Origin of the sequence: Wolbachia endosymbiont (group B) of Camptogramma bilineatum, from assembly GCF_947251825.1 — a bacterium.
In the GTDB taxonomy this organism is placed as follows: Bacteria; Pseudomonadota; Alphaproteobacteria; order Rickettsiales; family Anaplasmataceae; genus Wolbachia.
In genome coordinates this window covers 926,768-940,837 of sequence record NZ_OX366391.1, presented here as the reverse complement: position 1 = coordinate 940,837, position 14,070 = coordinate 926,768, and the positions used below count along the sequence as shown (strand labels likewise).

Genomic DNA, 14,070 nt, shown 5'->3' with positions numbered 1-14,070 from the left:
GTGTTTAAAAACGCAGAGTATGGTAGATGAACAAAATGACACAACAAAGAAGCTAAGTGCAGTAGCACGTGAAATTTCGGATATGTTGATAGATTTATCAAATGCGGAAGTAAAAAGAATGGCACAGGATAAGGAGGAGGAAAGACAAGGAAGAGAAGAGGCACAGGCAGGAAAAAAAGCTGTTGGTTTATTGTATGATGAAGCAGAAGATTTATTCAATATATCTAGAAAGAAGATCAGATGTAATCAGGCTGTGGAGGAATCCTTAGAACAACAATATACTTTTCTAGTTCTAAATAAAGACTATAAAGAAAAATTTAAGGGTATTTGCAATGAATATAGAAACCTCAAAGAAGAGTTAAAGAGTAAACAGCTTAGACTTGATGATGAACAAGAAAAATATGTATTCGATAAGGAAGAAAAAAAGCATGTTATGGGTAAGTTGGCAAAATTAAATGATGAAATTGATAGATTAAGCAAAGACTTTGTTCAGCGTGAGCATAAAGAGAATGAACCTGCAAGAAAATTCGATGATGAGGCTATTAATGAATTAAGATTCCATGTAATTGCAGAAACAAAGCAAGCAAGAAAAGCTGCAGAGCAAGAAAGAAAAGCATTGATAGAGGAAAAGAATGCAGTTGAAGAAGTAGTGATGCAATTACAAAGGTCAGATTCAGTGCAAACACCAAGCTCTGCATTTAGTAGTGTAGCTCATGAACCGGTTGCAGGACCTTCTTGGAGAATATGAGAACAAAGAAGTTTATAAAATTCTTGGAGCGCGAAAGGTTAAAAAGCGTTCTGTATGAAAGATTAAAATGTCAAGAGCCAAAAAGCCATGGGGAAATAAATCAGTTATTTGATGAGTTTGGCAAACTAAAGATAGTATGGTGGATGCCATCGGTGGCTGAAAGTGCAAGAGGCAAAAAATTCTCTCAGGGGCAAGTGATTGTAGTGCTGCTTTTAACAGGAGCAGTTGCTTGTTCTTTGTATGAGAGATATAGAGTATTAGGATTGCTTAGCCTATCCTTTCTCTCAGGATATGTTTTGCATTCATTTTTGCACTTTGCAAAACGTATTGATCGTTATACTGAAATTTATCATGAGGTTAAAGTTATGCTTTCACAAACATCAGGAAGTAATTATCAAAATGGATACATGCAATCAATTGCAGGGATGGTAAATTGTGCTGAATTTGAGTATCACGTTGAGTACTTGGTAAGTATGAAGAGAGGTGAATTTGAAAAGTATAAAAAAGATGTGGAAAAAGAGTATAAGGACGCCTTTTTTGAGAAGAAAGTAGCTAAAGAGTTTTTAAGTTATGTAGAATCTATAAGGAATGGAAGTAATAAGAACTTCAAAGATAATATTGCAGAATTGCGTTACTCCCATGAGCTAAAGGAAGATCTAAGGGAATGGAAAGCGTATAACAATTTCTTTACTTTTACAAAAAGCCTATTGTGGAAAGTTGTGCCTCAAGAAGGAAATAAAGAGAAGATGATAGATATTGTTTACAGTAGACTAAAAGCCTTAAAAGGCAGTGATACTTTGGAAGAATGTTTAAGAAAGACATGCCTTTTGCACTACACAGGTGACATAGAGAATTTGTCTAAGGTAATAAAAAAGTTTTTTTTAAAGAGTCACACAGACAAGAGTAGTCATAAAAAAAGTAGGGAGATTTTTGAAAAAGAAAACAGTATATATAAAGCACTGAGTACAATAATAGAAATATATGAAAAGTACTACTTCGGAGCAGTATTTTGTGATTTAAAGGAGTTTTTAGGTTGGAAATTAGAAGATATAACAGAAAAGAGTGTTGCTGAGCATGTGTTATCAATGGAACAACCGTTAACATCTGGTTGTGAATTAACACTTATAGCATATAATGCACATAAAAAATCAACTAGAGGTATTAAAGATAAAATATTAGAAAATTTTAGAAGATTAATAGAAGTACAAAATGAATTATTAAATGATGATAAAAATGAGGAACTAAAGAAAGAAAAGAAGGATATAGAAGATAAACAAAAAGATTTATCGGAGAAATTAAAATCACAACTTAAAGAATTAAGAGTGTCTTATAAATACCTTAAAAAACACTTTAGTGAAGAGATAGAAAGATGTAAGAAAACAATAAATTCATCAGAGGATAAGTTTATAAAATATAAGAATACGAAACGTATAAAAAACCTAAAAATAAAGTTGGAAATGTATGAAAGGGAAGAAGAGAATATGGAAAACTTCCTTTTTAAGGTTGAGGAAACAGAGGGCAAAATATTGCTCAAAGAAGTAAGAAACCATAAACTGGAAATAGGAGGTTGTGCTTTAGCTGCAATAGCTGCTGGTAGTGTGGGGATAGCGGTTAAGTTACCAGCTATAGCATTGCCATTGGTTTTTGTGTTACCATTTATAAAAGGTTTTTATGATGATTACAAAAAATCCAATGAAGAACGTAAAGAGAGAAAGTCGAAGGAGACAGAGCATGACTATATGATAGCGTACCAGGATCTATGTAATGGATATGATAAATTGATGAAGGAAGGGACAATACTTGGTAATTTTCTAGTTAGTGTAGGCATAAGACATAAAGAAAATGAAAAAGAATTAAAAGAAAAAGCAGAAAGCTTAAAAGGGAAATTTAAAACACAAAATGAGCGAAAGTTAATGTTGAAGAGTATCTGAAGGACGAAAAAGAAAAGGCTAAGTTTCTTGAGAAGGAAGCAAAAGAAGTCGCAATACGTTTGGAAAAAGCAATAGAGAGTCTGAATAAAGAAAAAGTAAGAAATGAAATGGCACAGGCAGGAAAAAAGGCTGTTGGTTTATTGTATGATGAAGCAGAAGATTTATTCAATATATCTAGAAAGAAGATCAGATGTAATCAGGCTGTGGAGGAATCCTTAGAACAACAATATACTTTTCTAGTTCTAAATAAAGACTATAAAGAAAAATTTAAGGGTATTTGCAATGAATATAGAAACCTAAAAGAAGAGTTAAAGAGTAAACAGCTTAGACTTGATGATGAACAAGAAAAATATGTATTCGATAAGGAAGAAAAAAAGCATGTTATGGGTAAGTTGGCAAAATTAAATGATGAAATTGATAGATTAAGCAAAAACTTTGTTCAGCGTGAGCATAAAGAGAATGAACCTGCAAGAAAATTCGATGATGAGGCTATTAATGAATTAAGATTCCATGTAATTGCAGAAACAAAGCAAGCAAGAAAAGCTACAGAGCAAGAAAGAAAAGCATTGATAGAGGAAAAAAATGCAGTTGAAGAAATAGTGATGCAATTACAAATGTCAGATTCAGTGCAAACACCAAGCTCTGCATTCAGTAGTGTAAGTCATGAATCAGTTGCAGGGCCTTCTTGGCGAATATGAGAACAAAGAAGTTTATAAAATTCTTGGAGCGCGAAAGATTAAAAAGCGTTCTGTATGAAAGATTAAAATGTCAAGAGCCAGAAAGCCATGGGGAAATAAATCAGTTATTTGATGAGTTTGGCAAGCTAAAGATAGTGTGTTGGATGCCATCGGTGGCTGAAAGTGCAAGAGGCAAAAAGTTCTCTCATGGGCAAGTGGTTGCAGTGCTGCTTTTAACAGGAGCAGTTGCTTGTTCTTTGTATGAGAGATATAGAGTATTAGGATTGCTTAGCCTATCCTTTCTCTCAGGATATGTTTTGCATTCATTTTTGCACTTTGCAAGACGTATTGATCGTTATACTGAAATTTATCATGAGGTTAAAGTTATGCTTTCACAAACATCAGCAAGTAATTATCAAAATGGATACATGCAATCAATTAACAGCGTAACTAATGAACAAGTTGCAGGACCTTCTTGGCAGATATAAGGGTTTCGAAGTTTTTATAATGGAAGATTTGAAAGTGGATAGCTTTTATATAGTTTTTTTATCGTAGAAGATACCAAAGAATTATTTTTATAAAAACACAAGTTCATTAGCACTACAAAAGTTTTAATTATTTACTTTTCCCAAAACCGCAAAAAAGTACCTACCTTTGTGAGAACAATTAAAACGAAAGCGGCGTTGTAAAAATAAAAGCATGAAATTGTTACAACAAAGTTGGACAAAACAGTTCGTACGTAGATTTAGTAAAAGTGAGCCAATATAGCTGATTTCAGCGTATAATAAAATCACCATATAAAAAAGTTCGTATGGATTACGTGGTAGACCAACCCATCCCAAGAAAAACACTTCTCACCACCCTGAGTTTTAAGCGCTGGAAATGGTTGTGTTGTCTAGGTTTTTAATAAGATATATTACTAAATTAATATTAATTTACTTGCAGAAGAATTAAGGTAAGCTTGTGACAAAAATAGAATTTAAAAGAAAATAAAAGTCCATGTATTGAGCCTGTTATAAAAAATTATTCCAAATCTCTAAAAAATTTCCAGAGTGATAGTTGACAGTTTTTAAAAATGAAATACTATCGAATAGAATTATTAATTTCTATTACGTGAGAGGAGTTAAATTTGGGTTAGAAGAAAATTTGTCTAATAGGCCTTCCATTTAGATGTGACTATAAGTGTTTAGTTAATAATGAGTGTATCAAGGGTTTATATAGTTGTTTTATTATATCAAAAATAGTAAGAGGTGTTATTAAGAGTTATGTTTAGTATTTCAAGAGAAGATGTCAATTCAAGTAAAAGAGTTAAATTTGCGGAAACCATTAGTACAAAATGCAATAGACATCTTTTCTTAGAATTCTTCGATACAGAAAAAGGAAAAGCTATCTTTAATTCCTTTGTTAAGAATAACTGTACAAGTAGTATGTCTTGTATTCTTAATCCATTGAGAGGTAATGCTGTGAAAGTGCTTGAGGAGTTCCATGATAGGTTGTTTAATCTTCAGGGAGAACCAACACCAGAACTATGGAATATATTAAATCTGGGGATCACTCTAGCTAATCTAGCTCACATTCTGAGTCAAGCAGGAGCAAGCGCTCCAAGAGCATTCGAGGAACTTTACAACACTTTATTTGATAATCAAGGAAGAAATACACCAAAGCTAGAGCTCATGTTACATGCTGGGATAACTTCCAATAATATAAAAGATATTCTTGCTCAGACAAAAATGCGTGCTGCAGAAGTATTCAACGCATTTTATGATGTTTTGTTTTATGATAACGGAGATTACACACCATTGCTAAAAAATATACTAAATGGCAATATAAATGTGGGGAATATTGCCCATATTGTGTATAAAAAAGGGCCGTTGGCTGTGCAATCACTTCAAGGATTTATTGGTGTCCTATATGATGCTGAAGGAAATCCAACACCAAAGCTGCAGCACATGTTAAATAGCGGGTTAAATATCAATAATATAACTAAGGTGATGGGTGGAACAGGAGTAGAGGCTGTACGGACATTCCATAAATTACATGATGTTTTGTTTGATACTGAAGGAAATCCAACACCAAAACTGCAGCATATGTTAGGTGGCGAATTAAATGTCTCTAATGTAGCTCGAATACTAAATAAAGCAGGAACAAATATTGTAAGGCTATTTGATAGATTACATGATATGTTGTTTGATGCTGAAGGAAATCCAACACCAAAGCTGCAGCATTTTATAGATCAAGGTTTAACTATAAGTAATATTTCCGGCATGCTAAATTCATCAGGAAAAAAAGCTGCAGAAGTATTCAAGAGATTTCATGATGTTTTATTTGATGCTGAAGGAAAACCAACACCAGAGCTACAGCATATATTAGATAGCAGGATAAATTTATCTTCTGTGTCTTCTATTATTGGTAAAGCAGAAGGAAAGGCTCCAGAAGTATTCAAGAAGTTTCATGATGTTTTGTTTGATGCTGAAGGAAACCCAACACCAGAGCTGCAGCATATATTAGATAGCGGGATAAGTTTATCTTCTGTGTCTTCTATTATTAGTAAAACAGGAGGAAAGGCTCCAGAAGTATTCAAGAAGTTTCATGATGTTTTGTTTGATGCTGAAGGAAACCCAACACCAAAGCTGCAGCATATACTGAAGCAAAACTTGAGTATGAGTAGTATATCCGTAGTGTTAAAGGGATCAGGAGTACATGGTCCAGAAAGGTTCAAGAAATTTCATGGGGCCTTGTTTGATGCTGAAGGAAACCCAACACCAGAGCTACAGCATATATTAGATAATGAGATGGATTTTTCCTCTTTCTGCAGTGGAATATCTGAGGCAAGGACTCCAGAAGCATTTAAGGCATTTCATGATGTTTTATTTGATGCTGAAGGAAACCCAACACCAGAGCTAAAGCGTATATTAGATAGCGGAATAAGTTTATCTTCTCTGTCTGGTATTATTAATGGGTCGGGAATAAGGGCTCCAGAAGCATTTAAGAAATTTCATGATGTTTTGTTTTATGATCAAGGAAAGCGAACACCAGAGCTACAGAATATACTAAGTAGCAAGTTGATTATTAGTAATCTCCTCAGCATATTAGCTGGATCGGGAATAAGGGCTCCAGAAGTATTCAAGAAGTTTCATGATGTTTTGTTTGATGCTGAAGGAAACCCAACACCAAAGCTACAGCATTTTATAGATCAAGGTTTAACTATAAGTAATATTTCCGGCATGCTAAATTCATCAGGAAAAAAAGCTGCAGAAGTATTCAAGAGATTTCATGATGTTTTATTTGATGCTGAAGGAAAACCAACACCAGAGCTACAGCATATATTAGATAGCAGGATAAATTTATCTTCTGTGTCTTCTATTATTGGTAAAGCAGAAGGAAAGGCTCCAGAAGTATTCAAGAAGTTTCATGATGTTTTGTTTGATGCTGAAGGAAACCCAACACCAGAGCTGCAGCATATATTAGATAGCGGGATAAGTTTATCTTCTGTGTCTTCTATTATTAGTAAAACAGGAGGAAAGGCTCCAGAAGTATTCAAGAAGTTTCATGATGTTTTGTTTGATGCTGAAGGAAACCCAACACCAAAGCTGCAGCATATACTGAAGCAAAACTTGAGTATGAGTAGTATATCCGTAGTGTTAAAGGGATCAGGAGTACATGGTCCAGAAAGGTTCAAGAAATTTCATGGGGCCTTGTTTGATGCTGAAGGAAACCCAACACCAGAGCTACAGCATATATTAGATAATGAGATGGATTTTTCCTCTTTCTGCAGTGGAATATCTGAGGCAAGGACTCCAGAAGCATTTAAGGCATTTCATGATGTTTTATTTGATGCTGAAGGAAACCCAACACCAGAGCTAAAGCGTATATTAGATAGCGGAATAAGTTTATCTTCTCTGTCTGGTATTATTAATGGGTCGGGAATAAGGGCTCCAGAAGCATTCAAGAAATTTCATGATGTTTTGTTTGATGATCAAGGAAAGCGAACACCAGAGCTACAGAATATACTAAGTAGCAAGTTGATTATTAGTAATCTCCTCAGCATATTAGCTGGATCGGGAATAAGGGCTCCAGAAGTATTCAAGAAGTTTCATGATGTTTTGTTTGATGCTGAAGGAAACCCAACACCAAAGCTACTTAGTGTATTATCTGGTAAGGTGAGTTTCTCCTACATATCCAGTGCGCTATCTCACTCAGGAGCGGAGGCTGTGAAGAAATTTAATAAATTTTATAATGCTTTGTTTGATATTAGAGGCAACCCAACACCAGAGCTACAGCATATGTTAGATTACAAAATAGATTTATCTTCTATATCCAACATCACAAATGGATCGAAAGAAAGGTCTTCAGAGATATTCAAGGCATTTCATGATGTTTTATTTGATGCTGAAGGAAACCCAACACCAGAGCTACAGCATATATTGAATAGCAAGATAAGTTCTAGCGCACTGTTAAATGTTTTAGCCAAGGCGGGAGCAAATGCTCCAAAGGTATTTAAGAAATTGCATGATGTTTTATTTAATGCTGAAGGCATATCAACACCAGAGCTACAGCATATACTAGATAGTGAGCTAACTCTGGATAATTTTTTCAGTATTTTAGCTGATGCAGGAAAAAAAGCTGTTGGTTTATTGTATGATGAAGCAGAAGATTTATTCAATATATCTAGAAAGAAGATCAGATGTAATCAGGCTGTGGAGGAATCCTTAGAACAACAATATACTTTTCTAGTTCTAAATAAAGACTATAAAGAAAAATTTAAGGGTATTTGCAATGAATATAGAAACCTCAAAGAAGAGTTAAAGAGTAAACAGCTTAGACTTGATGATGAACAAGAAAAATATGTATTCGATAAGGAAGAAAAAAAGCATGTTATGGGTAAGTTGGCAAAATTAAATGATGAAATTGATAGATTAAGCAAAAACTTTGTTCAGCGTGAGCATAAAGAGAATGAACCTGCAAGAAAATTCGATGATGAGGCTATTAATGAATTAAGATTCCATGTAATTGCAGAAACAAAGCAAGCAAGAAAAGCTACAGAGCAAGAAAGAAAAGCATTGATAGAGGAAAAAAATGCAGTTGAAGAAATAGTGATGCAATTACAAATGTCAGATTCAGTGCAAACACCAAGCTCTGCATTCAGTAGTGTAAGTCATGAATCAGTTGCAGGGCCTTCTTGGCGAATATGAGAACAAAGAAGTTTATAAAATTCTTGGAGCGCGAAAGATTAAAAAGCGTTCTGTATGAAAGATTAAAATGTCAAGAGCCAGAAAGCCATGGGGAAATAAATCAGTTATTTGATGAGTTTGGCAAGCTAAAGATAGTGTGTTGGATGCCATCGGTGGCTGAAAGTGCAAGAGGCAAAAAGTTCTCTCATGGGCAAGTGGTTGCAGTGCTGCTTTTAACAGGAGCAGTTGCTTGTTCTTTGTATGAGAGATATAGAGTATTAGGATTGCTTAGCCTATCCTTTCTCTCAGGATATGTTTTGCATTCATTTTTGCACTTTGCAAGACGTATTGATCGTTATACTGAAATTTATCATGAGGTTAAAGTTATGCTTTCACAAACATCAGCAAGTAATTATCAAAATGGATACATGCAATCAATTAACAGCGTAACTAATGAACAAGTTGCAGGACCTTCTTGGCAGATATAAGGGTTTTGAAGTTTTTATAATGGAAGATTTGAAAGTGGATAGCTTTTATATAGTTTTTTTATCGTAGAAGATACCAAAGAATTATTTTTATAAAAACACAAGTTCATTAGCACTACAAAAGTTTTAATTATTTACTTTTTCCAAAACCGCAAAAAAGTACCTACCTTTGTGAGAACAATTAAAACAAAAGCGGCGTTGTAAAAATAAAAGCATGAAATTGTTACAACAAAGTTGGGCAAAACAGTTCGTACGTAGATTTAGTAAAAGTGAGCCAATATAGCTGATTTCAGCGTATAATAAAATCACCATATAAAAAAGTTCGTATGGATTACGTGGTAGACCAACCCATCCCAAGAAAAACACTTCTCACCACCCTGAGTTTTAAGCGCTGGAAATGGTTGTGTTGTCTAGGTTTTTAATAAGATATATTACTAAATTAATATTGATTTACTTGCAGAAGAATTAAGGTAAGCTTGTGACAAAAATAGAATTTAAAAGAAAATAAAAGTCCATGTATTGAGCCTGTTATAAAAAATTATTCCAAATCTCTAAAAAATTTCCAGAGTGATAGTTGACAGTTTTTAAAAATGAAATACTATCGAATAGAATTATTAATTTCTATTACGTGAGAGGAGTTAAATTTGGGTTAGAAGAAAATTTGTCTAATAGGCCTTCCATTTAGATGTGACTATAAGTGTTTAGTTAATAATGAGTGCATCAAGGGTTTATATAGTTGTTTTATTATATCAAAAATAGTAAGAGGTGTTATTAAGAGTTATGTTTAGTATTTCAAGAGAAGATGTCAATTCAAGTAAAAGAGTTAAATTTGCGGAAACCATTAGTACAAAATGCAATAGACATCTTTTCTTAGAATTCTTCGATACAGAAAAAGGAAAAGCTATCTTTAATTCCTTTGTTAAGAATAACTGTACAAGTAGTATGTCTTGTATTCTTAATCCATTGAGAGGTAATGCTGTGAAAGTGCTTGAGGAGTTCCATGATAGGTTGTTTAATCTTCAGGGAGAACCAACACCAGAACTATGGAATATATTAAATCTGGGGATCACTCTAGCTAATCTAGCTCACATTCTGAGTCAAGCAGGAGCAAGCGCTCCAAGAGCATTCGAGGAACTTTACAACACTTTATTTGATAATCAAGGAAGAAATACACCAAAGCTAGAGCTCATGTTACATGCTGGGATAACTTCCAATAATATAAAAGATATTCTTGTTCAGACAAAAATGCGTGCTGCAGAAGTATTCAACGCATTTTATGATGTTTTGTTTTATGATAACGGAGATTACACACCATTGCTAAAAAATATACTAAATGGCAATATAAATGTGGGGAATATTGCCCATATTGTGTATAAAAAAGGGCCGTTGGCTGTGCAATCACTTCAAGGATTTATTGGTGTCCTATATGATGCTGAAGGAAATCCAACACCAAAGCTGCAGCACATGTTAAATAGCGGGTTAAATATCAATAATATAACTAAGGTGATGGGTGGAACAGGAGTAGAGGCTGTACGGACATTCCATAAATTACATGATGTTTTGTTTGATACTGAAGGAAATCCAACACCAAAACTGCAGCATATGTTAGGTGGCGAATTAAATGTCTCTAATGTAGCTCGAATACTAAATAAAGCAGGAACAAATATTGTAAGGCTATTTGATAGATTACATGATATGTTGTTTGATGCTGAAGGAAATCCAACACCAAAGCTGCAGCATTTTATAGATAGAGGGCTAACTATAAGTAATGTATTAACTATTATAAATGGATCAGTATTAAGAATTGAAGAAATATTCGATAATCTCCATAATGTTTTGTTTACTGCACAAGGAAGTGGAAAAGCAGAGCTAGATCGTTTTTTAAAATCAGGTTTCAATCTAGTTAGTTTATTCAATATTCTCAAAGCATCAAGAAAAAATTTTTTATTGACATTTAGAGAATTTCATGATGCTTTATTTGATGGTGAAGGAAATCCAAAACCAGAGCTGCAGCATTTTATAGATCAAGGTTTAACTATAAGTAATATTTCCAGCATGCTAGGTGGAGCAAGGGAGATTGCATGCCCATTCAAGGAATTGCATAATACTTTCTTTGATGCCGAAGGAAATCCAAAACCAGAGCTGCGGCACATGTTAGATAACGGGTTAAATATGTCTGGTGTATCCAGCATTATATCTGGGTCAAAAGCAAAGAGTGCATTGGTATTCAAGAAATTGCATGATGCTTTGTTTGATGCTGAAGGAAACCCAACACCAGAGCAACAGCATTTTATAGATCAAGGTATGGGTTTTAATTGCTTGTCTAGCATGCTAACTGGAGCGGGAGTAAACGCTGCAGAAGCATTTAGGAATTTGCATAGTGTTTTGTTTAATGATAAGGGAGAAGAGTCACTAGAGCTACAGCATTTTATAGATAGCGGGATAACTTTTTCCAATGTGTCCTCCGTGATTGGGGGAGTGGGAGTAAAGGTTCAAGAAGTATTCAAGAAGTTTCATGATGCTTTATTTGATAATAGAGGTAAACCAAAGCCAGAGCTACAGCACATATTAGATCACAAGTTAAGGCTACCTAGCATATTTAGTATACTTTCCCAATCAAGAGCAAATGCTCCAGAAGCATTTAAGAAACTGCATGATGTTTTATTTGATGCTGAAGGAAATCCAACATCAGAGCTACAGCATTTTATAGATCAAGGTTTAACTATAAGTAATATTTCCGGCATGCTAAATTCATCAGGAAAAAAAGCTGCAGAAGTATTCAAGAGATTTCATGATGTTTTATTTGATGCTGAAGGAAACCCAACACCAGAGCTACAGCATATATTAAATAGTAAGATGGATTTTGGCAACATATCCTGCGTTCTTGCTCAGACGGGAGGAAAGGCTCCAGAAGTATTCAAGGCATTTCATGATGTTTTATTTGATGCTGAAGGAAACCCAACACCAGAGCTACAGCATATATTGGATAGCAGGATAAATTTATCTTCTCTGTCTGGTATTATTAATGGGTCAAAAGTAAACGCCCCAAAAGTATTCAAGGCATTTCATGATGTTTTGTTTGATGTTGAAGGAAACCCAACACCAGAGCTACAGCATATGTTAGGTAACAAGGTAAATTTTTCTACAGTATTCAGTATGATACCTGCTCGAACAGGAGAAGAAGCCCCAAAAGTATTCAAGGCATTGCATGATGTTTTGTTTGATGTTGAAGGAAACCCAACACCAGAGCTGCAGCATATATTAAATAGCGGAATTTCTCTGGCTAGTCTGTCTTCCATAATAAGAAAATCAGGAACAAAGGTTCCAGAGACATTCAAGGCATTTCATGATGTTTTATTTGATGCTGAAGGAAACCCAACACCAGAGCTGCAGCATACGTTTGATACGAAGATAACTTTTTCCTTCCTATCCGCCGTATTAATCTCTTCGGGAACAAGGGTTCTAGAGACATTCAAGGCATTTCATGATGTTTTATTTGATGCTGAAGGAAACCCAACACCAGAACTACAGCATATATTAGGTAGCAGGATAAATTTATCTTCTCTGTCTGCTATTATTGGTAAAGCAGGAACAAAGGCTCCAGAGGCATTTAAGAAATTGCATGATGTTTTATTTGATGCTGAAGGAAACCCAACACCAGAGCTACAGCATATACTAGATAGTGAGCTAACTCTGGATAATTTTTTCAGTATTTTTGCTGATGCAGGAAAAAAAGCTGTTGGTTTATTGTATGATGAAGCAGAAGATTTATTCAATATATCTAGAAAGAAGATCAGATGTAATCAGGCTGTGGAGGAATCCTTAGAACAACAATATACTTTTCTAGTTCTAAATAAAGACTATAAAGAAAAATTTAAGGGTATTTGCAATGAATATAGAAACCTCAAAGAAGAGTTAAAGAGTAAACAGCTTAGACTTGATGATGAACAAGAAAAATATGTATTCGATAAGGAAGAAAAAAAGCATGTTATGGGTAAGTTGGCAAAATCAAATGATGAAATTGATAGATTAAGCAAAAACTTTGTTCAGCGTGAGCATAAAGAGAATGAACCTGCAAGAAAATTCGATGATGAGGCTATTAATGAATTAAGATTCCATGTAATTGCAGAAACAAAGCAAGCAAGAAAAGCTACAGAGCAAGAAAGAAAAGCATTGATAGAGGAAAAAAATGCAGTTGAAGAAATAGTGATGCAATTACAAATGTCAGATTCAGTGCAAACACCAAGCTCTGCATTCAGTAGTGTAAGTCATGAATCAGTTGCAGGGCCTTCTTGGCGAATATGAGAACAAAGAAGTTTATAAAATTCTTGGAGCGCGAAAGATTAAAAAGCGTTCTGTATGAAAGATTAAAATGTCAAGAGCCAGAAAGCCATGGGGAAATAAATCAGTTATTTGATGAGTTTGGCAAGCTAAAGATAGTGTGTTGGATGCCATCGGTGGCTGAAAGTGCAAGAGGCAAAAAGTTCTCTCATGGGCAAGTGGTTGCAGTGCTGCTTTTAACAGGAGCAGTTGCTTGTTCTTTGTATGAGAGATATAGAGTATTAGGATTGCTTAGCCTATCCTTTCTCTCAGGATATGTTTTGCATTCATTTTTGCACTTTGCAAGACGTATTGATCGTTATACTGAAAATTTATCATGAGGTTAAAGTTATGCTTTCACAAACATCAGCAAGTAATTATCAAAATGGATACATGCAATCAATTAACAGCGTAACTAATGAACAAGTTGCAGGACCTTCTTGGCAGATATAAGGGTTTTGAAGTTTTTATAATGGAAGATTTGAAAGTGGATAGCTTTTATATAGTTTTTTTATCGTAGAAGATACCAAAGAATTATTTTTATAAAAACACAAGTTCATTAGCACTACAAAAGTTTTTATTATTTACTTTTCCCAAAACCGCAAAAAAGTACCTACCTTTGTGAGAACAATTAAAACAAAAGCGGCGTTGTAAAAATAAAAGCATGAAATTGTTACAACAAAGTTGGGCAAAACAGTTCGTACGTAGATTTAGTAAAAGTGAGCCAATATAGCTGAT

At 34.3% G+C, this 14,070-nt stretch carries 8 protein-coding genes; all 8 read left to right on the top strand.

Features of this window, described 5'->3' with window-relative positions:
- Positions 1 to 19: 19 nt before the first annotated feature.
- Positions 20 to 748 (top strand): hypothetical protein, encoded by a 729-nt coding sequence (locus tag OPR44_RS04775; RefSeq protein ID WP_265014556.1) that lies wholly within the window; start codon positions 20 to 22, stop codon positions 746 to 748.
- Positions 745 to 2,679, top strand: coding sequence for a hypothetical protein (locus OPR44_RS04770; protein WP_265014555.1), 1,935 nt, complete (start codon positions 745 to 747; stop codon positions 2,677 to 2,679). The genes OPR44_RS04775 and OPR44_RS04770 overlap by 4 nt, the downstream gene beginning before the upstream one ends.
- A 59-nt stretch (positions 2,680 to 2,738) precedes the next feature.
- On the top strand, positions 2,739 to 3,377 hold the full coding sequence (locus OPR44_RS04765) for a hypothetical protein (RefSeq protein ID WP_265014554.1): 639 nt from the start codon (positions 2,739 to 2,741) through the stop codon (positions 3,375 to 3,377).
- The gene (locus OPR44_RS04760) at positions 3,374 to 3,844 is read left to right on the top strand and encodes a hypothetical protein (RefSeq protein WP_265014552.1); all 471 of its coding nucleotides are present in this window, start codon (positions 3,374 to 3,376) and stop codon (positions 3,842 to 3,844) included. Before OPR44_RS04765 ends, OPR44_RS04760 begins: the two co-directional genes overlap by 4 nt.
- Positions 3,845 to 4,621: 777 nt before the next feature.
- Positions 4,622 to 8,548 carry a hypothetical protein gene (locus tag OPR44_RS04755; RefSeq protein WP_265014553.1) on the top strand — a complete coding sequence of 1,309 codons (3,927 nt, stop codon included), beginning with the start codon at positions 4,622 to 4,624 and terminating at the stop codon, positions 8,546 to 8,548.
- Positions 8,545 to 9,015, top strand: a complete 471-nt coding sequence (locus tag OPR44_RS04750) for a hypothetical protein (RefSeq protein WP_265014552.1) — start codon at positions 8,545 to 8,547, stop codon at positions 9,013 to 9,015. Before OPR44_RS04755 ends, OPR44_RS04750 begins: the two co-directional genes overlap by 4 nt.
- Positions 9,016 to 9,792: 777 nt before the next feature.
- Positions 9,793 to 13,317 (top strand): hypothetical protein, encoded by a 3,525-nt coding sequence (locus OPR44_RS04745; protein WP_265014551.1) that lies wholly within the window; start codon positions 9,793 to 9,795, stop codon positions 13,315 to 13,317.
- A complete protein-coding gene (locus tag OPR44_RS04740) occupies positions 13,314 to 13,673 on the top strand; it encodes a hypothetical protein (RefSeq protein WP_265014550.1) in 360 nt (119 codons plus the stop codon). Before OPR44_RS04745 ends, OPR44_RS04740 begins: the two co-directional genes overlap by 4 nt.
- The last annotated feature ends 397 nt before the right edge of the window (positions 13,674 to 14,070 follow it).

Excerpts from the sequence above, each read along its gene's own strand:
- OPR44_RS04775 (WP_265014556.1), top strand. The coding sequence starts at position 20 with ATGGTAGATGAACAAAATGACACAACAAAGAAGCTAAGTGCAGTAGCA.
- OPR44_RS04770 (WP_265014555.1), top strand. The coding sequence starts at position 745 with ATGAGAACAAAGAAGTTTATAAAATTCTTGGAGCGCGAAAGGTTAAAA.
- OPR44_RS04760 (WP_265014552.1), top strand. The coding sequence starts at position 3,374 with ATGAGAACAAAGAAGTTTATAAAATTCTTGGAGCGCGAAAGATTAAAA.
- OPR44_RS04755 (WP_265014553.1), top strand. The coding sequence starts at position 4,622 with ATGTTTAGTATTTCAAGAGAAGATGTCAATTCAAGTAAAAGAGTTAAA.
- OPR44_RS04750 (WP_265014552.1), top strand. The coding sequence starts at position 8,545 with ATGAGAACAAAGAAGTTTATAAAATTCTTGGAGCGCGAAAGATTAAAA.
- OPR44_RS04745 (WP_265014551.1), top strand. The coding sequence starts at position 9,793 with ATGTTTAGTATTTCAAGAGAAGATGTCAATTCAAGTAAAAGAGTTAAA.
- OPR44_RS04740 (WP_265014550.1), top strand. The coding sequence starts at position 13,314 with ATGAGAACAAAGAAGTTTATAAAATTCTTGGAGCGCGAAAGATTAAAA.